Raw genomic sequence first — 20,488 nt, 5'->3', positions numbered from 1 at the left:
AATAAAAAATCATGACAACCATGAACCGAAAGTTGCCAAAAGGAACAAAAGCCGCCACCAATCGAGCGGCAGCCCTTCCTTATCTTGAAAGCTTCACCATCCCAATCAACAAACAAATCATCCCTGCCCCCCACGCCACTCCCGCTTGGCCGAGCAGCAGCGAAATTTCTTCCGAAGCCTGCACGTCGGTAAGATCAAACCCTGTGATCCTCCATGCCAAATAGGCAGCGACAGCGTGCAGCAGAAAATGGGCGGTTATCCATAAAAACGCCGAACGCCGCGCCCGATATTTCCGCCAAAGGAAAACAACCGTCGTGATGGCGATCAACATGACAACAGAAAAACCGCCGACGAGAAGCTCCATCACTTCCTCTTCCATCGGTAAACGTACCGGCATATCTTGTCCCCCCATATCATTATGAGCGTTCCTTTTCCTATCTTTTTCTCCCTCTCTATGCCGCTCCCTTCTTGCTTCCTTGCATTTTTTCAAATTTTCTTCTTTACCGTATTGAACAATTTCAGAAAATGCATTAAATTATATAGTAATAGTCAAAACAAGAACTAATAATCGCATACGGACATTCTTATCAAGAGAGGGGGAGGGACTGGCCCGGTGAACCCTCAGCAACCTGGCCGCGGCCAAGGTGCTAAATCCAGACAGGCAGCAGCCTGGAAGATAAGAAGAAGCGAACGGAAAGTCTTCTTCTTAGAAGGCTTTTTTCTTTTACTTGCCAAGAAACGGGGGAATGGAACATGGGATTGCTTGATGAGCTGAAACAACGCGTGCTGATCGCCGACGGGGCAATGGGAACGCTTCTCTATTCGCATGGCGTTGACCGTTGTTTTGAAGAATTGAATCTATCGAAACCGGAAGACATCGTCCATATTCACGAAGCCTATATCGCGGCAGGCGCCGACGTCATCCAGACGAATACATACGGCGCCAACTATGTGAAACTCGCCCGCTACGGCTTGCAAGATGAAGTGCCGGCCATCAACCGGGCGGCGGTGCGGCTCGCCAAACAAGCCGCCAACGGTCGGGCGTACGTGCTCGGGACCATTGGCGGGCTGCGCACGTTAAACAAAAGCGCCGTGCCGCTTGATGAAGTGAAGCGGACGTTCCGCGAGCAGCTGTTTGTCTTGCTCGCCGAGGGGGTCGATGGCGTGCTGCTCGAGACGTATTACGATTTAGAAGAGTTGGAGACGGTGCTCGCCATCGCCCGCAAAGAGACGGACTTGCCGATCATCGCCCATGTGTCGCTCCATGAAGTGGGCGTCTTGCAAGACGGCACGCCGCTCGCTGACGCCCTCGCCCGCTTAGAAGCGCTTGGCGCCGATGTCGTCGGGCTCAACTGCCGGCTCGGGCCGTACTATATGCTTCAATCGCTCGAGGAAGTGCCGCTGCCAACGCGCGCCTTTTTATCGGCGTACCCAAACGCGAGCCTCCCCGACTATCGCGATGGCCGGCTCGTCTATGAGACGAATGCCGAATACTTTGAGGAAACGGCGAAAGCGTTTCGCGACCAAGGGGTACGGCTGCTCGGCGGATGCTGCGGCACGACGCCGAAACATATTGAAGCGATGGCGCGGGCGCTGCAAGACCGGACGCCGGTCACGGAAAAAACGGTCAAACGGCGCGCCGTGCCGGTGTCGGTCCAATCTGACATTCCATCATCAGCGACGCCGCTTCCCGAACTTGTCCGCGCCCGCCGCTCGGTGATCGTCGAGCTCGATCCCCCGAAAAAACTGGGCATTGACAAATTTCTCGCCGGGGCGAAAGCGCTCCATGACGCCGGCATTGACGCGCTGACGCTGGCCGACAACTCGCTCGCCACCCCGCGCATCAGCAACGCCGCCGTCGCGACCATCATCAAAGAGCGGCTCGGCGTCCGCCCGCTCGTGCATATTACGTGCCGCGACCGCAACTTGATCGGCCTGCAGTCGCACTTGATGGGCCTGCATACGCTCGGCATCACCGACGTGCTCGCCATTACCGGCGACCCGTCAAAAATCGGCGACTTTCCGGGAGCGACATCGGTGTACGATTTATCGTCGTTTGATTTAATCCGCTTGATCCGCCAATTTAATGAAGGATTGTCGTATTCGGGCAAACCGCTCGGACAAAAAACGAACTTCTCGATCGGCGCGGCGTTCAATCCGAACGTCCGTCACTTGGATAAGGCCGTCGAACGGATGGAGAAAAAAATTGAATGCGGCGCCCACTATTTCTTGACCCAGCCGATTTATTCGGAAGAGAAAATCGTGGCCGTGCACGAAGCGACAAAACATTTGTACGCGCCGATTTACATCGGCATTATGCCGCTTGTGAGCGCGCGCAACGCCGAGTTTTTGCATCATGAGGTGCCGGGCATTACGTTGTCCGATGAGATTCGCGCCCGCATGGCCGCCTGCGGTGACGACCCGGTGCGGGCGGCGCGCGAAGGAATCGCCATCGCCAAAGCGCTCATTGATGCGGCGTTCGACTTGTTTCACGGCATTTATTTAATTACGCCATTTTTGCGTTACGACATGACGGTGGAACTCATCCGCTACATTCACGAAAAAGAAGCGGCCACGAAAGAAAGGAAGGTTGTTCATGGCTGACCTCATCTTCGAACAACAGCTGCAGCGAAAAATTCTTGTCATCGACGGCGCCATGGGCACCATGATCCAAAGCGCCAACTTATCAGCCGCCGACTTTGGCGGCGAGGCGTATGAAGGGTGCAACGAATACTTGACCATCACCGCCCCGCACGTCATCCGCCGCATTCATGAAGCGTACTTGGAAGCCGGCGCGGACATCATCGAAACGAACACGTTCGGGGCGACGCGCATCGTCCTTGACGAATACGGGCTTGGCCATTTGGCGCTCGAACTGAACATCGAAGCAGCAAAGCTCGCCAAACAAGCGGCCGAGTCGTTCGCGACGCCCGACTGGCCGCGCTTTGTCGCCGGTTCGATGGGGCCAACGACGAAAACTTTGTCGGTCACGGGCGGAGCGACGTTTGACGAACTCGTTGCCGCCTATGAAGAACAGGCGCGCGGACTGCTTTTGGGCGGCGTCGACCTTCTCCTTTTGGAAACGTGCCAAGATACCTTGAATGTCAAAGCGGGATTCATCGGCATTTCCAAAGCGTTTGAAGCGGTCGGCCGCCGCGTGCCGCTCATGATTTCCGGCACGATCGAGCCGATGGGTACGACGCTTGCCGGGCAGGCGATCGATTCGTTTTTCATCTCGATCCGCCACATGAAGCCGATCGCCGTCGGCTTAAACTGCGCGACCGGCCCGGAGTTTATGACCGATCATTTGCGCACGCTCGCCTCGCTTGCCGACACGGCGGTCAGCTGTTACCCGAACGCCGGCCTGCCGGACGAAGAAGGGCATTACCATGAAACACCGGAGATGCTCGCGGAAAAAATCCGCCGCTTTGCCGAAAAAGGGTGGATCAACATCGTCGGCGGGTGCTGCGGCACGACGCCGGACCATATCCGCGCCATCGCCGAAGCGGTGCGCCACATTCCGCCGCGGGCGATCCCGTCTTCATTTGATGTCCACGCCGTCTCCGGCATTGAAGCGCTCATCTATGATGAAACGATGCGTCCGCTTTTTGTCGGCGAGCGGACGAACGTCATCGGCTCGCGCAAATTTAAGCGCCTCATCGCCGAAGGCAAATACGAAGAAGCGGCGGAAATCGCCCGCGCCCAAGTGAAAAACGGCGCCCATGTCATCGACATTTGCCTCGCCGATCCGGACCGTGATGAGCTTTCCGACATGGAACAGTTCGTCCGCGAAGTCGTCAAAAAAGTAAAAGTGCCGCTCGTCATTGACTCGACCGACGAGCGCGTCATCGAGCGCGCCCTCACGTATTCACAAGGGAAGGCGATCATTAACTCGATCAACCTCGAAGACGGCGAAGAGCGCTTTGCCAACGTCGTGCCGCTGCTGCACCGCTACGGCGCCGCCGTTGTGGTCGGGACGATCGATGAACAAGGAATGGCGGTTACCGCCGAACGGAAGCTCGAGATCGCCTTGCGTTCGTACGACTTGCTCGTGAACCGCTACGGCGTGCCTGAGCGCGACATCATTTTCGATCCGCTCGTCTTCCCGGTCGGCACCGGCGATGAGCAATACATCGGCGCGGCGAAAGAAACGATCGAAGGGATCCGCCTCATTAAAGAGCGGCTTCCTCATTGTTTAACGATGCTCGGCATCAGCAACGTCTCGTTCGGCTTGCCGCCGGCCGGGCGCGAAGTGCTGAACTCGGTCTTTTTGTACCATTGCACGCAAGCCGGGCTCGATTACGCCATCGTCAACACCGAGAAGCTCGAGCGGTTCGCTTCGATTCCGGAAGAAGAAGTGCGGATGGCCGAGGCGCTTCTTTTTGCCACCAGCGACGAAACGTTAAACGCCTTTATCGAATTTTACCGAAGCAAAATCACCGCCGCCAAGCCGGTGCAGACGAACTTGAGCTTGGAAGAGCGGCTCGCCCGCTACGTCATTGAAGGATCAAAAGACGGGCTCATTCCCGATTTGGAACAGGCGCTGGAAACGTACTCCGATCCGCTCGCGATCATCAACGGCCCGCTCATGGCCGGCATGGACGAAGTCGGGCGGCTGTTTAACAACAACCAGCTCATCGTCGCTGAAGTATTGCAAAGCGCAGAAGTAATGAAAGCGGCCGTCGCCTTTTTAGAACCATATATGGAAAAGAAAGAAGGAAGCACGAAAGGAAAAGTGATTTTGGCGACGGTGAAGGGCGATGTGCATGACATCGGCAAAAACTTGGTCGACATTATTTTAAGCAACAACGGCTATGAAGTGATCGACCTTGGCATCAAAGTCGCCCCCCAGCAGCTCATCGAAGCGGTGCGCGAGCATAAACCGGACATCATCGGCCTGTCGGGCCTGCTCGTCAAATCGGCGCAACAAATGGTCGTCACCGCCCAAGACTTGCGGCAAGCCGGTGTTTCGACCCCGATTTTAGTCGGCGGCGCCGCCTTGACGCGTAAGTTTACGGAAAACAAAATCGCGCCCGAATACGACGGCATCGTCCTGTACGCGAAGGACGCCATGGATGGGCTCGCCCTTGCCAACCAAATCCAGCAAGGCGAGATCGACTATCAAAAAAAAGAAACCGTTGGACACGAACCGGCGCGAACGGCGGCTGTCGCCGCGGCCGCCAAATCCAACGTTTCGACCGACGTCCCGGTCTACGTGCCGGCCGATCTCGACCGCCACGTGCTAAGGAATGTGCCGCTTGACCACGTGTTGCCGTACGTCAACTGGCAAATGGTGCTCGGCCATCATCTCGGCTTGAAAGGAAAAGTGAAGCGGCTGTTGGAAGAAAAAGACGAAAAAGCGCTCGCCTTAAAAGCGGTCGTCGATGAACTGATCGCCGCCGCCAAAACACACGGCTGGATTCAGCCGGCCGGCGTCTACCGCTTTTTCCCGGCGCAAAGCGACGGCAACCGCGTGTACATTTACGACCCGACCGACCGGCAAACCGTGCTTGAGACGTTTGACTTCCCGCGCCAGCCGCGGGCGCCGCACCTTTGCCTCGCCGATTACTTGAAATCGAAAGAGAGCGGGGAAATGGACTATGTTGGCTTTTTCGCCGTCACCGCTGGGCACGGCATCCGCGAACTCGCCCAACAGTGGAAAGACGAAGGCGAATTTTTGAAAAGCCATGCCATTCAGGCGTTGGCGCTCGAGATCGCCGAAGGGTTCGCCGAACGCATCCATCAAATTATGCGCGACCGCTGGGGCTTCCCAGACGACCCGGACTTCACGATGGAAGAGCGCTTCGCCGCCAAATACCAAGGCCAGCGCTACTCGTTCGGCTACCCAGCCTGCCCGAACTTGGAAGATCAAGAAAAACTGTTCCGCCTCCTTCGCCCGGAAGATGTCGGCATCCGCTTGACCGACGGCTACATGATGGAGCCGGAAGCCTCCGTCTCGGCGATCGTCGTCGCCCATCCGGAAGCGCGGTATTTCAATGTGCTGTAAAGAAAACGAGCTGGCTCAAACGAGTCAGCTCGTTTTCCTCTCTTCGTTTTTCACGCAACAAACCTTAGCCACGCCATCGTCTCGGAACAAAAAGACGAGGGGGAACGAAATCATAAAAATCCGCGATATTGGTCCACATCCTAGCTTTGAGCCATTCCAATGATGGACTCCGGCAGATAGCACTCCCCGCCAAGTCGACGAAAATCTTTTTCGTTCCAAGTGATGATCCCTTGAATGGATGAAGTGTGCCTAGTCAACGCCGAAAGATACGCATCAGCAAAATCGACACCGCAGCGGGCGTAATCATCCAATGCCTTTTCAACCACTTCTTGATCGATCGTCTTCACGCAAGAAGCCTCTATCATTTGCTTCAACTTGCTTGCGATTTCTTCTTTCGCATACCCATACCGTTTCGACTCCAGCACCCAGCAACATTCCGCTACGACAAGAGGATGCAATAGGAACAAAAGTTCACCGTTAACCGCCTTTTCAAATAACCGATAGGCAATGGAAGATTGCTCTTGGTCGTCATTTGTTAAAAAACGAATGATTATGTTCGTGTCTAAAATATACACGTTCCATCCTCTTCTCCCGATCATCTACTCCTTGTTCTTTTCCCTCTTGACCATCCGTTCCTCTTTCGCCTGTTTGCGAATATCCGCCCATGCCATCGGACGGCGGTCTCCTCTAGGCGGCATGGTGCCGAACAAAGATAGCAACGCATCTTTCTTTTTCACCTTTAACGTTACCTCTTGATTTTCTCCATAAACAAACGCGACTTGGTCTCCCGGTTCTGCCCCAAGCACTTCTCTAATCTTCATTGGAACTGTCACTTGATTTTTCGAAGAAAGTGTGGAGTAATACGTATGCGTTTCATGTGAGGATCGCTTCATCACGATTCCTCCTTTCCTCTTTGCTCACTATTTTATCTTTACTTAATCAAAAAGTAAAGACCATCTCATTACCCAAGACGTTTATGGCTAGACACGAAAAACCAGAAGAGAAAAAGCACGCTCCGTAAATTTCCAGATCTGCTGAACAGCGCGGTCAACCGTCCGAAACAAAGCGCTTTCGGTCAGGACGCTTCCCCCTTTAGCTAAAGGCGGCAGCGTTAGATTCTAGTCTCTGCCAAAATCATCTGTTTCATCACGCCAATCAACGAACAAGATTCGCCGCCTTGAACCCGTTCCTTTGGCTCAACGGCTATCGCCTTACCGCTTCAGAAAAAAGCATATACCATGCGTCGTGACCGACAAACGATCTGGATGGAAACGTGGGCGGAAAAACGATAACCGCCGGCTCCTTCATCGCCTCTCTGCACATATTTCCGCCCCTCGGTTCCATACTAACGATGACAATACCCACCAAGGAGGAGAACATATGGTCACAAAGCAACAAGCCACGCTGCCGCCGCAGCACCAGACGCGCCAGCCGGGCCTGCAAACGGAGATGAACCCGCAGCCGGTCACGATCAAAGACTCGTATCAAGGAAGCGGCAAATTGGCGAATAAAGTCGCCATCATCAGCGGCGGCGACAGCGGCATCGGCCGGGCGGTCGCGGTTCATTTCGCCAAAGAAGGAGCCGATGTCGCCATTTTGTATTTGAACGAACACGAGGACGCCGAGGAAACGAAACGGCTCGTCGAACAGGAAGGAAAACGGTGTTTGGCGATCGCCGGCGACATTGGCGATGAAACGTTTTGCAAAGAGGCGGTGAAACAAACGATCGAGACGTTCGGCAAGTTGGACATCGTCGTCAACAACGCCGCTGAACAGCACCCGCAGCCGAACGTTCTCAACATCACCGCGGCACAGCTGGAAAAAACGTTCCGCACGAACGTATTCGGCTACTTTTTCCTAACGAAAGCGGCGCTCCCGCACTTAAAAAACGGCAGCGTCATCATTAACACCGCTTCCATCACCGCCTATGAAGGCAATGAACAGCTGATTGACTATTCAGCAACAAAAGGAGCGATCGTCGCCTTTACCCGCTCGCTGGCCAAAGCGCTCGTCGGCCAAGGCATCCGCGTCAACGGCGTCGCCCCAGGCCCGATCTGGACACCGCTCATTCCGTCGACATTCCAAAGCAGCCAAGTCGCCACGTTCGGCGCCAACACCCCGATGAAACGGCCCGGCCAGCCGAGCGAAGTCGCCCCGTGCTACGTCTTTTTGGCAAGCGACGAATCATCGTACATGACCGGGCAAATGCTTCATGTCGACGGCGGCCAATTCATTAGCGGCTGATGGCAGCCACCGCTGACGCCAACCCTTTGACAAAATCGCGTTACCTTTTCTTACAAAAATATGGAACGATAGGAAAACATCGTGTACGATAAAGCTACGATGTTCCCTACTTCGTAACAAGGTGCCCCTCTTCTCTCTGCCCGTCCCGGATGGGGCGGGTGTTTTCTTTGACTGTGAAAGGCGAACAGAGAATAACCTGACCAATTAGCCTTTTGTGAATCGTCCCCCATCTCTCCTTGAGCGCGCGTTGTCTATAACGGAGGTTTTGTTTTTGAAAAGGAAGGGACTGAGTGAACTACCCCCACTTAATTTTCTAGCGAAAATTTGAAGTGGAGGCTTCCAAAGAAGTTTGACTGCTTCAAGCAATCCTTATTCTTTGAGGCGTGTCCACTTCGCCGCTAGAGCATAAGACACTCAGGTCTACAGCTTTACTTTTCTTTAAGATGTTTAATGCGCCGCTTCGCTTCGTTGAAGTGGGAGTCTTCTCGCCTAATTAAGATAAAAGGACGTGCCGGCGGCTATCTCGTCGTAGCGCCGGATTGGAAACCGATTACATGGACTGAAGAAGAGAGAAGCCGAGGGCAGGCATGGGGAAACAAAACCGTCGAAACGTTCCATACTTACGGAACGCCGAATGTCCCAAACGAAGCAAAACAATAACCTGTTCAACTCCTCTTCCCCCGACCGCCATCGGTGAAAGAGGAGCTTTGTTGTCTCCCTTCAATCTTCGGCCGCTGCCGACTGTCCCCCTTGTTTCACTGCTTTTACTTCGTAATGCCCTACTTCTACATGAAGAATAAACTCCGGTTGGGGCTCATTTCGTTTCGCTTTATGACCGGCGATGTGCGCATCGCTTTTCTCCCACTTTTTCCAATGTTCTTCCGATTCCCATGTGATCAGAAGCACGACTTCCTCATCACCACGACGCGTTTTTTTTACTAAAATTTTCAAATCAACAAATCCTTCTTGCTGCTCGATGATTCCTGGTTTTTGAAAGCGTTCGACCACTTGGTCAGCGAATCCTTCCGCCACTGTAATTTTGCGCATTTGCACAAACATGAATCCTCTCTCCTTTTTTGGATGGTCATTCCTTTCTTACTTCGCCATTCCCTTCATCATCGCGTTCAGCGATTTGGGCATCATCGGACTTGTGGATCCCCAACATCATGTTCAACTCATCATCATGAATGTCAAACGACTGAATGAATTCGTTGATCACCATTTCGATCGCTTTCAATTCCCCCGTCAGCACAGGATGAATCGATTGAAGCTCTGGCGACTGCAACTGCTGCTTTAAGGTTTCACGCTTGACGTATAACCTTTGTAAAAAATCGAGCACCCGTCCCCGTCGAAATGTTTTGGCGCCGCGATGAGGCCGTATGCGCATATGGGGGCCTTTCCAAGGGGGATGACCTTCGAATGAATGCCCATCCCCGGGAAAAAAATGTCCATGCATTTGCTCATCTTTCCTCCTTTCCCATCGTTTCTTTCACTCTCGCCAACGATCGTAAGACACTGGCAAGCACTTCATCTTGCGGAGCAAACTGTTCATTCAAGTAGCGGTTTCATTGCCGAACCAACTCCCATCCTTCATGGTGATCATATCGACGCCTCAGTTCCATCCTTCTCCCCTCCTTTCTGTATACAATTGTATACAATAATATACAAAAGATCAAATTCTTCATCTCCTGACCGCTAGGCTTTATGACTTTCGTTTGCTCACCATGATCATCCGAGAGTACTGATTTTGGCAAATAAAAAAAGACAACGGTTATCTAACCGATGTCTCAAACATTCTTTTAGCCTATCACAATGTTTCTGGTAAGTGAGCCCTAACCAATGCTTGCTTTACAACCAATACAAGATGATAATACAATGAGAATACTGAATGATTATTACTATCCAATTTTATTGATATGTCAGTCCTTTTTTAAGACTGATTATTTAATAAAAGGAGAGAGTCATGAATCGCTCGCTTGTCATAAAAGGAAGTGTGGCTGGCTTGGTGTCAGGCATATGGCTTGGCTTGTTTTTTAAAATGCTTGAGACATATTGGAACATCAAACTGTATACGCTGCTTCTAAATATCGACTATGTCCCCGTTTTCAATCGCTTTGCCTTTTCGGAAGCGGTCGAGTTTTCTTTTCATCTATTTATATCGATCGTATTGGCAGTAGGCCTTTTCTATGTTGCGGTCAAGCAACAGTGGACCACTAAGCAAATGTTCATCCGCATTCCCATTGTTTGCTTTTTGCTTGGTCTGATCCTTTATCCGACAACCGCGCTGTCAGAGCGAACGCCGCCCTTGACCTCAGGCGTGGCGCTCCTTTGCTGGCAAATCGGGCATCTTTTCTACGGAGTCATAGTAAGTTTTTTCTCTATGAAAAAAGACCGGAAGATCCAACGATAATTAAATGGAGAAAGGCAGATCGCGCGCTGATTGTCTTCACACATCACCGGCCTTCTAAAAGGCTGGTGAAAAACGGCTGATTCCCTTCATCAATGGGAGAATGAGTGAAAAACAGGACCGTGCAACAAGGTTTTTCTAATGGAGAAATAACATCGTAAAGCCGTATCCATGATGAAATCACCAGCCTCCTAAGCTCTATGTAGAAATAGAAAAAGATGCCCGCCCATGCGACGAACATCTTTTCCCCAATAGCGCTTCCGTGATCTAGCGCCTCGCACACGAACCCCGCTTGACAAGCCGGTGCGGGATGATGATGCGCTTGATCGGTTCGGCTTCGTTTTCGATTTTTTCAATTAAACTTTTCGCCGCTTCGCAGCCGAGCTGGAAAATGCCGATGTCGATCGAGGTGAGCGGCGGGCGCGACATTTCGGCGAGCAAGGTGTTGTTAAAGCTGACGATCGACACGTCTTCGGGGACTCGCAGGCCGATTTCATCAAGCGTCTTCAGCATCCCGAGCGCCATGAGATCGTCGGCGACCACCAGCCCGGTCGGCGGCTCGGGCAAAGAAAGCAGCTCTTTCATCGCCTCTTGGCCGCCTTCTTGCAAAAACTCCTCATGGATGACGTATTCCGGCCGGTACGGCAGCCCCGCTTCACGAAGCGCCTCTTCATACCCGGTTTGGCGGTCGATGGTCACCAAATATTGCGGATTGCCGCCGACAAAGGCGATGCGTTCATGGCCGTGGGCGATTAAATAGGTCGTGGCGTCTTTTCCCGCCTGCACGTTGTCGTTGTCGACATGGGTCACTTGTTCGGCCTTTTGGTGCGGCTTGCCGATGACGACGAACGGGAAGTCATGTTTTTGCAAGTATTTCATCAGCTTGTCGTTTTGCCTTGAATAAAGCAAAATGACGCCGTCGACGCGCCGCCCTTGCAGCATCTCGACGACCCGTTCGTAAATGTCGCTCTCTTTTTCCCCGGTCGACATTTGCAAGGCGTACCGCTTTTCATGGGCGGCTTTGCTGATGCCGCGGATGACTTCCGGGAAAAACGGGTTTTGCAGCGCTTGGTCCGCCGAGCTTGGCATGACGATGCCGATCACTTGCGTTGCTTGGCTGGCGAGGCTGCGGGCGATAAAATTCGGATGGTAGCCGAGCTCTTTCATCGCCTCGCGCACCCGCTGCTTCGTTTTCTCGCTGATGCGCGGGCTGTCGGCGATGACGCGCGATACGGTCGACGGCGCGACATTGGCCCGCCTGGCGACATCTTTAATTGTAACGGTCATAGACTCCCTCCTCTCTCGAAAGTTGGTGATTGAAGGAGCGTGTTGCCTCCCCTCACTTATTTCTCAAATAGAGAAACCATGCGGCATCCGCTTCTTAGTTTCAAATCACCTGACGTCGGTTAGGTTTTTTCGCCACCCTCCTAGAAAGGTGAATGCATCGCGGCTTTCTTTATTCATCTGCCCGTTTGGCTCGTTTTTTCACCATGTATAAAAACAAGAGGAATAGCGCGTAAACCGCGACTAGCGCGGCGATAAACGGGATGTTGATCCCCGTTTTGTCCCGCAGTTTGTACACTTCCGCCGTTTCGCGGTCCAATACAAGATCGTAGCCGTCCCCATCGCCGCGGACGAGATCGTCCAATAAAAAGCCGCGCAGCTCTTTGTTTTTCGGCAGCTGATCGTTCGTCAAATGCACGTGCTGCGTTTTGCCCGTATTGTTGATGGCGATGACAGTGGTTTCATCCCGATAGCGCCGCTTGAACACCGCCATGCCGTCTTTTTCATACAAGAGCGTAAAATCGCCGCGCCGCAACGACGGCAGCTGCTGGCGGAGCGGGCCGATTTTCTTTAAATAATCGATAATTTCCGGATCAGCCCGGAAGTCCATCAATCGGCGGTTATCCGGGTCCGGACCACCGTTCATCGCGATTTCCGTTCCGTAGTACATGATCGGAATGCCCGGAGCAGTGAACAAATACGTCATCGCTACCTTAATGCGCGAAATCGGGTTGTTGCGGTTGTCAATCGCTAGCTTCGTAAAGCGGACATTATCATGGTTGTCCAAAAACGTCCCGAGCAAATACGGGTGGTCATAAAACGTTCTGTTATACTCCCATATATCGTAGAGCGGGCGGAGCGAAGCATCGCGCCTCGCAAGCGACTGCTTCACCGCGCCATAGAGCGGGTAATCGACAAACCCGTCGATGCCGTACTTCCCGTAATCGGCGATATAGCGCGGATCGTCGCTCCACACTTCACCGAGAAGGAAAACGTCTTTTTTCACCGTTTTCACTTCTTTGGCAAATTCCTGCCAAAACGATTTCGGCACATGCCGCACCGTATCGAGCCGGTAGCCGTCAATGTCGGTCTCTTTGATCCACCATTTGGCGGCGTCAATGAGGTATTTTTTCACTTCCGGGTTTTCCTGCGCCAGATCGGGAAGCCCATACACCCAGCCGTTTTCTACTTGCTTTTGATTGTTCCAGTCAAAAATCTCTTTCTTCGGGTGGAACCAGTCTTTTTTCGCCGGATCCTGGAGCCACGGATGGTCGTAGCCGACATGGTTGGCAACAAAGTCCAAAATGACTTTCATGTCGCGCCGGTGCGCCTCTTTGACCAGCGTTTTCAAGTCATCGAGCGTGCCGAAATGCGGGTCGACGCGATAAAAATCTTTGATCCAATACCCATGATAGCCGCCCGGCATGTTTTCAAAAATTGGCGTCAGCCAAATGGCGGTAAACCCCATTTCCTTGATGTAATCGAGCTTCGCGGTCACCCCTTTTAAATCCCCGCCAAAATATCCTTTTGGGTCGTTGACATTGACGTCTCGGTCGTTCGTCGGATCCATATTGTTGAAACGGTCGACCATGATGAAATAAATCGCTTCGTCTTGCCACGTCCGTTCTTCTTTTTCCGCCGCCGCAGCCGGCATGGCATAAAAAAGAAGGAACGGAAGGATGAACAGTACACCAAGACGGTTCCCCATTTCCGTTTCCCCCCTTTACTGTCCGTTTAGCTGTGTGGAAACGGGTAAGCCCACTATTATATGATAGCGGTTCTTACCCTTTTGTGCCACCCGCTGTTAAGCCGGAAATCAAATATCGCTGCAAGAACAAAAAGACGATGGCAATCGGGGCGGCAATCAAAATCGAGCCGGCGGCAAAGCGGGTGAAATTGTTGGCAAACCGGTCGCTGATGAAATTGAACAATCCGACCGCCAGTGTAAATTTGTCCGGATCGCGCAAGACGATCGACGGCAGCAAAAAGTCGGTAAACGGCGCCATGAAGTTAAACAAGGCGACAACGGCCAAAATCGGCTTGGCTAACGGGAGCATGATGCGGAAAAAGACGCCGAAATGACCGGCGCCATCGATGCGCGCCGCCTCGTCCAACTCGCGCGGAATCGTATCAAAATAGCCTTTCACAAGCCAAGCGTTAAACGGGATTTGCCCACCGACATAAATGAGAATGAGCCCCCAAAGCGAATCGAGCAAATGGAGCATGTTCAGCAAAATATAGAGCGCCACCATCGCCATGAGCGAGGGAAACATTTGCAAGACTAAAAACAAATACAGCCCCGTTTTCCGTCCGACGAATTTGTAGCGTGAAAACGCATAAGCGATGAGCGCCGTAAAGAAAACGGACAACACCGCGTTCACCGCCGCAACAAACAAGCTGTTTTTATACCAAAGCAAGTAATCGCTTTGCGGGCTGGTAAACAGCCATTTGTAATGCTCGAGCGTCCATTTTTCCGGAATGAGCGATGCCGAGTACAAGCTCGTGCCCGGATTGAGCGACATGCTGATGGTCCAAAGAAGCGGATAAGCGATGACGACAAACATGAACGCGATAAACAAGTAAATGAGCGTGACTTCGATATGCGATTTCCATTTGCGGTTCATTACATGTTCCCCTCCTCTTTAAAGGAACGGGTGCGCCGGAACTGGTAAACAGCAAACCCGCACACAATCAAGCCGATGATGAGCGAGATCGCAGCTGCCATATTGTAGTTGTTCGTCGTAAACGTCAAATCGTACACCCACGAAATGAGAATGTCCGTTCCGCCGGCGTTTTGCCCGCGCACGGCCGGACCGCCATCGTTGAACAAATAGATGATGTTGAAGTTATTGAAGTTCCCCGCGTATTGCATAATCAACAGCGGAGCCGTGGCGTACAGCACATGCGGCAAGGTGATCGATTTGAACTTTTGCCAGCGCGTCGCCCCGTCGATATCAGCCGCTTCGTACCAATCGCGGGAAATGCTTTGCAAAACGCCGGTAAATAACGCAAACACAAACGGGAAACCAAGCCATGTTTGAATCAAGATGAGCGCCACTTTCGTCCAAAACGGGTCGGTCATCCACGGAACCGACAACCCGAACAAACTCAACACCTCACGGTTGATCGCCCCGAATTTATCGTTAAACATCGCGGCAAACACCAAAATCGTGACAAACGCTGGCACGGCCCACGGCAAAATGAGCACTGTGCGGATGAATCGTTTCAACTTAATGCGCGGATCGTTGACGAGCAGCGCCAAAAACAGCCCAAGCGCGATTTGCATCGTCGTCGCTACGACCGTCCAGACGATCGTCCACGCGAGGACGCTGAAAAACGTGCTTTTCCAAATCGGGATGGAGACTAAGTTTTTGAAGTTGTCAAATCCGACCCAATTCAACAAATGCCGCGGTGGTGAATGATACAAGTTGTAGTCCGTAAAGGCGAGCGACACCATGAACAACAGCGGCAGCACAACGATAAACAAAAGCATGACAAGCCCAGGCGTGACAAAAATGTACGGAAACCCTCGGTCCCATGCGTTCCGGCACGATTCAACAAGCGAGGGAAACGGCTCGCCGCGCTGCCGCCGACGGGCGTCGTTGCGGGCGTCAATGACGTTGGCAACGTGCAACGCAACGGCAAAAGCGATGATGATCACGGAAACAAGCCCTTGAATCAACAAGAAAATCGAATGATCAAGCATCGGGATTTCGCCGAGGGTCACCAGTCCCCACAGCCCGATGTTCAAAAAGTTATAAAAGGTGATAAGGAACGCCGCTTCGATGATGAGGAACAAAATTCCTTTGATATAGCGGCGGTTGTACAATTGTCCAAGGCCGGCAAACAGCAATGACAGCGCCATCGCCACCGCCGGCCGATGACGGACGTTCGCTTCCGGCATCGGAACTCCCTCCTATCGATGGATAAGAACGGTGGATAGGGATGATCCTATCCACCGCCATATGACGTATTATTTTCCAGCACCGCTGGCCGCGATTTTGTCTTGAATCGTTTTGACCGCTTCGCTGAGCACCGCTTTCGGGTTATCGCCTTTCGCGATGAATTGCAGCGCGTTGCCCATCGGCTCCCATACTTGCGACATTTCCGGCACGTTCGGCATCGGTTCGCCGTATTGGATTTGCTCAGCAAAGCCGGCGATCAGCGGGTCGTTCGTGATTTTTTCGTTCGTCAACGCTTTTTGGTTTGCTGGCATTTCGCCGGCCACTTCATAGTAGTGGAGCGAGTTTTCTTCGTTCGTCACAAATTTCATGAAATCGACTGCCCACTCTTTGTTTTTCGAATAAGCGGACAACATCCATGTTTTGACACCCACAAACGATTTCGGATGTTCGCCGTTGTCGAGCACCGGCAGCGGAGCCGTCGCCAGCTTGTCGCCTAACGCTTCCTTGTACGAAGCAATGTTCCACGGGCCGGTGATGGCGACCGCTACGTTCCCTTTCGTAAACAGCCCGTTCATAATATCGCCGGTGATTTCTTTCGGAATGTATCCGTTTTTAAACCACGATTGGACGAGCTCTGCCCCCTTGACGGCTCCGTCGTTGGCCAAACCGATGTCGCTCGTATCGTATTTGCCGTTTTCATTTTTGAACACATAGCCGCCGTAGCCGGCGAAGAACGGATAAACGAAGTAGAAGTTCGCCGCTTCCATTAAAAAGCCGTATTGGTCTTTGGCCGCATTCGTTTTTTCTTTGGCGATCTTCATCAACTCATCCATCGTTTTCGGCGCTTCCGGCACTAAGTTTTTGTTATAGAACACGCCGTATGTTTCCACGACCGCCGGCACACCGTACGTTTGGCCGTCATACGTCACGGCGTTGACAGCGGTCTCGCTGTACTCGCCTTTCGCATCGCCAAGGTCAACCGGATCGGCCAGCCCTTGCAGCACAATGTCGCCGATGCGGTCATGCGGCTGGTAGAACACGTCCGGCCCTTTGCCGGCTGGGCCGTCAAGCGCCAATTTTTTCGTTTGGTCAAGCATGTTGACGGCGACCATTTCGATTTTGATTCCGGTTTTTTCGGTGTACTTTTGGAAAATATCCTTCAATGCTTGTTTTTGTTTTTCATCATCGTTCACCCAAACGACCAGCTTTTCCGGTTTCTTCGCTTCTTCGGTCCCATTGTTGGTCTGTTTTGGCTGCTCCGCATCCCGCTTCGGCCCGCAGGCGGAAAGCAGACCGACAAAGAGCACCGCCATGAGAAACAACGACAACGCTTTTCTCATAATCCCCCTCCTAAACAAGAAAGTTTGAGAACACGGCCACAGTGCAACCATTAGGAAATCGTTTGCACAATCAAACAACGACGTTATCGATGAAAACGATTGCACCGCTCATCTCTATTATATCGCCTTTTTTCTATTTTACAAGCTCTTTTTCTATAAAATTTGACTTTTCTTCTCTTCTTGTTTTACTCTTTTTTTAAAGAGGAAATGATGCAAACGATTGCTTTTATAAGGAGGATGCCCCGTGTTCAAAGAGGCTGTTTACCATCGTCCAACGGACAACTTCGCTTATGCTTATGACGAACGAACGCTTCATCTTCGGCTTCGGACCAAAAAAGGGGATGTCGACAAGGTGGAGCTGCTGCACGGCGACCCATACGAATGGCGGAACGGCGCTTGGCAATTCGAAACGATGCCGATGAAAAAAACAGGAAGCGATGAATGGTTTGACTACTGGCTGGCGGAAGTGCAGCCGCCATACCGACGGCTGCGCTACGGATTTGTGCTCCACGCCGGGGAGGAGACGCTCGTCTATACGGAAAAAGGGTTTTATCTGACGCCGCCTGCCGATGACACCGCTTACTACTTTTGTTTTCCGTTTCTCCATGACGTCGATTCGTTCCATGCCCCCGAGTGGGTGAAAGACACCGTCTGGTATCAAATTTTTCCAGATCGATTCGCCAACGGCAACCCGGCCATCAACCCCGAGGGAGTACGGCCGTGGGGAAGTGAAGATCCGACGCCGACCAGCTTTTTTGGCGGCGACTTGCAAGGAATCATTGACCATCTCGATTACCTAGTTGACCTTGGCATCAGCGGCATTTACTTGACCCCGATTTTTCGCGCACCATCTAACCATAAATATGATACCGCTGATTATTTGGAAATCGATCCCCACTTTGGGGATAAAGAAACGTTGAAGACGCTTGTCAAACGTTGCCATGAAAAAGGAATCCGCGTCATGCTTGACGCCGTATTCAACCATTGCGGCTACGAGTTCGCGCCGTTTCAAGATGTGCTGAAAAACGGGGAATCGTCGCCGTATAAAGATTGGTTTCACATTCGCGACTTTCCGCTGCAAAGCGAGCCGCGGCCGAATTACGACACGTTCGCGTTCGTCCCGCAAATGCCGAAGCTCAACACCGCCCATCCGGACGTGAGACGCTACTTGCTTGATGTCGCGACATATTGGATTCGCGAATGCGATATTGATGGCTGGCGGTTGGATGTTGCCAATGAGATCGACCACGAGTTTTGGCGTGAATTTCGCCGCGCGGTGAAAGCCCAGAAACCGGACGTATACATCCTTGGGGAAATTTGGCATGATGCGATGCCGTGGCTGCGCGGCGACCAGTTTGACGCCGTGATGAATTATCCCGTTGCGGACGCGGCGCTTCGCTTTTTCGCCAAAGAAGAAATAAACGCCCGTGAGTTCGCCGAGCGATTGATGCGCGTGCTTCATTCGTATCCGGCCACCGTCAATGAGGCGGCTTTCAACTTGCTTGGCAGCCATGATACACCGAGGATCCTCACCGTCTGCGGCGAGGATGTCCGCAAGGCAAAGCTGTTGTTTCTGTTCCAGTTGACGTTCACCGGCTCACCGTGCATTTATTACGGAGATGAAATCGGCATGACGGGCGGAAATGATCCCGGGTGCCGAAAATGCATGATCTGGGACGATGACAAGCAGCATCGCGGCCTGTATGAGCACGTCAAACAGCTGATTGCGCTCCGCCGCCAATACCGGGCCTTGCGTCGGGGCCATATCGCCGTTTTGCATGCCGATGAGCAAACGAATCAGTTGGTTTATGAAAAAACAGACGGGGACGAAACCGTTGTCATTATCATCAACCGCAGCAACCAGGCAGCCGACATTCCACTCCCGTTCAACGCCAAACAGAAACGGTTGGTCAACCTGCTCACCGGCGAACGGTGGGCGGCCGAAGCGGATGGCCTTTCCGTCTCGTTGCCGGCGTATGGGTTTGCGCTCTATGCCGTGGAGAAGTAGCCGTTTCACCGCTCACATTCCCCGAAGGCAACGCCATAACCAAACGCGGCCTTGCCGGATCGACAACGTCAAGGAAGAGGGTGTCCGGAAAGGAAGGGGACACCCTCTTTCATCATATATACGTATTCGCTGCTTCTGATGGGCGATCTGTTGCGCCCGCCTTAAAGATCGACGTCCTTTTTGCCCCTTCTCCTCCCGCACTGACCGCTTCAATCACACGATAGGTTGTTCGTCTTGAGGATAGCTCCGTCTTTCTTTTCCGGCACCGCGAACAAGCGCCGGCTCCGAACGCCAATCAGCCCGCGATCGCAAACAGCAACGGCCCCTTTTGTTCACGGGCATAGCGGCCTGTCCGTCAAGCCGCTCCTTTGCCGATCGCTCCTTATATGCGGCGCGCCATGCGACGATATTCGGTTGGCGTCATGCCCTCCATTTTTTTGAACAACCGCGAAAAGTAGGCGCTGTCATCGATGCCCACCCGCTTGGCGATGGCCTCAATCGTTTCGTTCGTTTCCGCCAGCCATTGTTTCGCCTTTGACAGCCGATAATACGCCAAATAGCGGCTAAACCCCATGCCCATCGTTTTTTGCATACAGCGGGTAACGTAATCGGGATGGAAGCGGAGCTCGCGAGCGAGCCCCTCCAATGTCACCGGCTCGTGAAAATGCTTTTCGATATACGCAACCGCTGCTGCACTGACTTGTTCGGAAGCATTTGGGACGGAAAGCTCTTGTTTTTGCAACAGCCAAAGAAATTCGACGAACAAAAGCAACTGCCGCAACGGCCGGTCGATGTCTCGATCAACGTTCGGCTCAACGATCTGGCTAAGCAGCTGCTCAGCCCGCTCCCGCTGCTTTAACTCCCCATACTGGCGAATCGCAAACCGATATTGAATCGGCTCTGTGTAGGTCGCCTCTTTCTCTACGACCCGCTGCCGGTTTATCGAACAATCAGCCGCCACTTCAAAATCAGGAAGCAAAAAGTGAAGCCAGACAAACTGCGTCCGCTCCCGGCACGGAAGATGACCGTAATGATCTCTTCCCGGAATCAACAACAAATATTGCCCGCTGCCAACGGAAAAGGGGTGTCCGTTTTCCGTCATATACAGGCAGCCTTGTTTGACATACAGCAAGTCAAATACGGAAAAGGTGCGGCGAAAATGGCGCTTCCCCTTCGGAAACACGCTTTCCCCCCCTTTAATGAACACCGGAAGCGGAGGTAACGGGAACAGCACGTAATTCATTGTTCTCCCTCTCTTCTTGTCGGAAAAGTGAAAGTGAAATCGCTTCTTTC

16 protein-coding genes, 2 pseudogenes and 1 riboswitch are annotated in these 20,488 nt (G+C 52.6%); of the genes and pseudogenes, 6 read left to right on the top strand and 12 right to left on the bottom strand.

Annotated elements, in window-relative coordinates; translation table 11 throughout:
* Positions 1–79: 79 nt before the first annotated feature.
* A complete protein-coding gene (locus tag GC56T2_RS03615) occupies positions 80–397 on the bottom strand; it encodes a hypothetical protein (protein ID WP_144973113.1) in 318 nt (105 codons plus the stop codon).
* 184 nt (positions 398–581) lie between these two features.
* Positions 582–683, top strand: a riboswitch (SAM riboswitch).
* Between the two features lie 70 nt (positions 684–753).
* On the opposite strand from GC56T2_RS03615, the gene GC56T2_RS03610 reads away from it, so the two are divergent.
* Together GC56T2_RS03610 and metH are read left to right on the top strand one after the other, a co-directional pair.
* Positions 754–2,604, top strand: coding sequence for a bifunctional homocysteine S-methyltransferase/methylenetetrahydrofolate reductase (locus GC56T2_RS03610; RefSeq protein WP_144973111.1), 1,851 nt, complete (start codon positions 754–756; stop codon positions 2,602–2,604).
* Complete coding sequence (metH, locus tag GC56T2_RS03605) at positions 2,597–6,007, top strand: methionine synthase (RefSeq protein ID WP_144973109.1); 3,411 nt, start codon at positions 2,597–2,599, stop codon at positions 6,005–6,007. The genes GC56T2_RS03610 and metH overlap by 8 nt, the downstream gene beginning before the upstream one ends.
* Before the next feature lie 140 nt (positions 6,008–6,147).
* On the opposite strand, the gene GC56T2_RS03600 is transcribed toward metH, so the two are convergent.
* Both GC56T2_RS03600 and GC56T2_RS03595 read right to left on the bottom strand, forming a co-directional pair.
* Positions 6,148–6,582: a type II toxin-antitoxin system VapC family toxin gene (locus GC56T2_RS03600; protein ID WP_144973107.1), complete on the bottom strand. Its 435-nt coding sequence runs from the start codon at positions 6,580–6,582 to the stop codon at positions 6,148–6,150.
* Between the two features lie 24 nt (positions 6,583–6,606).
* A complete protein-coding gene (locus tag GC56T2_RS03595) occupies positions 6,607–6,900 on the bottom strand; it encodes an AbrB/MazE/SpoVT family DNA-binding domain-containing protein (protein WP_144973106.1) in 294 nt (97 codons plus the stop codon).
* A 487-nt stretch (positions 6,901–7,387) separates the two neighbouring features.
* Between GC56T2_RS03595 and GC56T2_RS03590 the strand changes: the two genes are divergently transcribed.
* Both GC56T2_RS03590 and GC56T2_RS17990 read left to right on the top strand, forming a co-directional pair.
* Positions 7,388–8,251 (top strand): SDR family oxidoreductase, encoded by an 864-nt coding sequence (locus tag GC56T2_RS03590; protein WP_144973104.1) that lies wholly within the window; start codon positions 7,388–7,390, stop codon positions 8,249–8,251.
* 507 nt (positions 8,252–8,758) lie between these two features.
* Positions 8,759–8,911: pseudogene (locus GC56T2_RS17990) on the top strand (catechol 2,3-dioxygenase); the annotation flags it as partial.
* A gap of 60 nt (positions 8,912–8,971) precedes the next feature.
* Here the strand turns inward: GC56T2_RS17990 and GC56T2_RS03575 are convergent.
* From GC56T2_RS03575 to GC56T2_RS03560, 3 genes and pseudogenes are all read right to left on the bottom strand, one after another.
* On the bottom strand, positions 8,972–9,310 hold the full coding sequence (locus GC56T2_RS03575) for an antibiotic biosynthesis monooxygenase family protein (protein ID WP_144973102.1): 339 nt from the start codon (positions 9,308–9,310) through the stop codon (positions 8,972–8,974).
* A 25-nt stretch (positions 9,311–9,335) separates the two neighbouring features.
* Positions 9,336–9,707 carry an SRR1 family protein gene (locus GC56T2_RS03570; RefSeq protein ID WP_144973100.1) on the bottom strand — a complete coding sequence of 124 codons (372 nt, stop codon included), beginning with the start codon at positions 9,705–9,707 and terminating at the stop codon, positions 9,336–9,338.
* Between the two features lie 390 nt (positions 9,708–10,097).
* Positions 10,098–10,163: pseudogene (locus tag GC56T2_RS03560) on the bottom strand (IS200/IS605 family transposase); the annotation flags it as partial.
* 51 nt (positions 10,164–10,214) lie between these two features.
* Here GC56T2_RS03560 and GC56T2_RS03555 point away from each other — a divergent pair.
* Positions 10,215–10,661 (top strand): hypothetical protein, encoded by a 447-nt coding sequence (locus GC56T2_RS03555; protein WP_144973098.1) that lies wholly within the window; start codon positions 10,215–10,217, stop codon positions 10,659–10,661.
* 264 nt (positions 10,662–10,925) lie between these two features.
* Here the strand turns inward: GC56T2_RS03555 and GC56T2_RS03550 are convergent, their stop codons facing one another.
* From GC56T2_RS03550 to GC56T2_RS03530, 5 genes are all read right to left on the bottom strand, one after another.
* Positions 10,926–11,945 (bottom strand): LacI family DNA-binding transcriptional regulator, encoded by a 1,020-nt coding sequence (locus GC56T2_RS03550; protein ID WP_144973096.1) that lies wholly within the window; start codon positions 11,943–11,945, stop codon positions 10,926–10,928.
* Between the two features lie 169 nt (positions 11,946–12,114).
* Positions 12,115–13,650, bottom strand: a complete 1,536-nt coding sequence (locus GC56T2_RS03545) for an alpha-amylase family glycosyl hydrolase (RefSeq protein ID WP_144973094.1) — start codon at positions 13,648–13,650, stop codon at positions 12,115–12,117.
* A 73-nt stretch (positions 13,651–13,723) separates the two neighbouring features.
* The gene (locus tag GC56T2_RS03540) at positions 13,724–14,566 is read right to left on the bottom strand and encodes a sugar ABC transporter permease (RefSeq protein WP_144973092.1); all 843 of its coding nucleotides are present in this window, start codon (positions 14,564–14,566) and stop codon (positions 13,724–13,726) included.
* Entirely contained in the window at positions 14,566–15,846 is a 1,281-nt protein-coding gene (locus GC56T2_RS03535; protein ID WP_144973090.1) for a carbohydrate ABC transporter permease, read from the bottom strand. The genes GC56T2_RS03540 and GC56T2_RS03535 overlap by 1 nt, the downstream gene beginning before the upstream one ends.
* A gap of 69 nt (positions 15,847–15,915) precedes the next feature.
* The gene (locus GC56T2_RS03530; protein ID WP_144973088.1) at positions 15,916–17,187 is read right to left on the bottom strand and encodes a sugar ABC transporter substrate-binding protein; all 1,272 of its coding nucleotides are present in this window, start codon (positions 17,185–17,187) and stop codon (positions 15,916–15,918) included.
* Positions 17,188–17,431: 244 nt separating this feature from the next.
* Between GC56T2_RS03530 and GC56T2_RS03525 the strand changes: the two genes are divergently transcribed.
* Positions 17,432–19,195 carry an alpha-glycosidase gene (locus GC56T2_RS03525; RefSeq protein ID WP_144973086.1) on the top strand — a complete coding sequence of 588 codons (1,764 nt, stop codon included), beginning with the start codon at positions 17,432–17,434 and terminating at the stop codon, positions 19,193–19,195.
* Positions 19,196–19,577: 382 nt separating this feature from the next.
* Here GC56T2_RS03525 and GC56T2_RS03520 read toward each other — a convergent pair whose 3' ends face one another.
* Positions 19,578–20,438, bottom strand: a complete 861-nt coding sequence (locus GC56T2_RS03520; RefSeq protein ID WP_144973084.1) for a helix-turn-helix transcriptional regulator — start codon at positions 20,436–20,438, stop codon at positions 19,578–19,580.
* Positions 20,439–20,488 lie beyond the last annotated feature (50 nt).

Origin of the sequence: Geobacillus sp. C56-T2 (assembly GCF_007829715.1) — a bacterium.
GTDB lineage: Bacteria > Bacillota > Bacilli > Bacillales > Anoxybacillaceae > Geobacillus > Geobacillus icigianus.
The sequence above is the reverse complement of the archived record's forward strand: the minus strand, read 5'-3'. Positions and strand labels throughout refer to the sequence as shown.

Excerpts from the sequence above, each read along its gene's own strand:
- GC56T2_RS03590 (WP_144973104.1), top strand. The coding sequence starts at position 7,388 with ATGGTCACAAAGCAACAAGCCACGCTGCCGCCGCAGCACCAGACGCGC.
- GC56T2_RS03615 (WP_144973113.1), bottom strand. The coding sequence starts at position 397 with ATGCCGGTACGTTTACCGATGGAAGAGGAAGTGATGGAGCTTCTCGTC.
- GC56T2_RS03520 (WP_144973084.1), bottom strand. The coding sequence starts at position 20,438 with ATGAATTACGTGCTGTTCCCGTTACCTCCGCTTCCGGTGTTCATTAAA.
- GC56T2_RS03610 (WP_144973111.1), top strand. The coding sequence starts at position 754 with ATGGGATTGCTTGATGAGCTGAAACAACGCGTGCTGATCGCCGACGGG.
- GC56T2_RS03530 (WP_144973088.1), bottom strand. The coding sequence starts at position 17,187 with ATGAGAAAAGCGTTGTCGTTGTTTCTCATGGCGGTGCTCTTTGTCGGT.
- GC56T2_RS03545 (WP_144973094.1), bottom strand. The coding sequence starts at position 13,650 with ATGGGGAACCGTCTTGGTGTACTGTTCATCCTTCCGTTCCTTCTTTTT.
- GC56T2_RS03555 (WP_144973098.1), top strand. The coding sequence starts at position 10,215 with ATGAATCGCTCGCTTGTCATAAAAGGAAGTGTGGCTGGCTTGGTGTCA.
- GC56T2_RS03550 (WP_144973096.1), bottom strand. The coding sequence starts at position 11,945 with ATGACCGTTACAATTAAAGATGTCGCCAGGCGGGCCAATGTCGCGCCG.
- GC56T2_RS03595 (WP_144973106.1), bottom strand. The coding sequence starts at position 6,900 with ATGAAGCGATCCTCACATGAAACGCATACGTATTACTCCACACTTTCT.
- GC56T2_RS03575 (WP_144973102.1), bottom strand. The coding sequence starts at position 9,310 with ATGTTTGTGCAAATGCGCAAAATTACAGTGGCGGAAGGATTCGCTGAC.
- GC56T2_RS03535 (WP_144973090.1), bottom strand. The coding sequence starts at position 15,846 with ATGCCGGAAGCGAACGTCCGTCATCGGCCGGCGGTGGCGATGGCGCTG.
- GC56T2_RS03540 (WP_144973092.1), bottom strand. The coding sequence starts at position 14,566 with ATGAACCGCAAATGGAAATCGCATATCGAAGTCACGCTCATTTACTTG.
- metH (WP_144973109.1), top strand. The coding sequence starts at position 2,597 with ATGGCTGACCTCATCTTCGAACAACAGCTGCAGCGAAAAATTCTTGTC.
- GC56T2_RS03570 (WP_144973100.1), bottom strand. The coding sequence starts at position 9,707 with ATGCATGGACATTTTTTTCCCGGGGATGGGCATTCATTCGAAGGTCAT.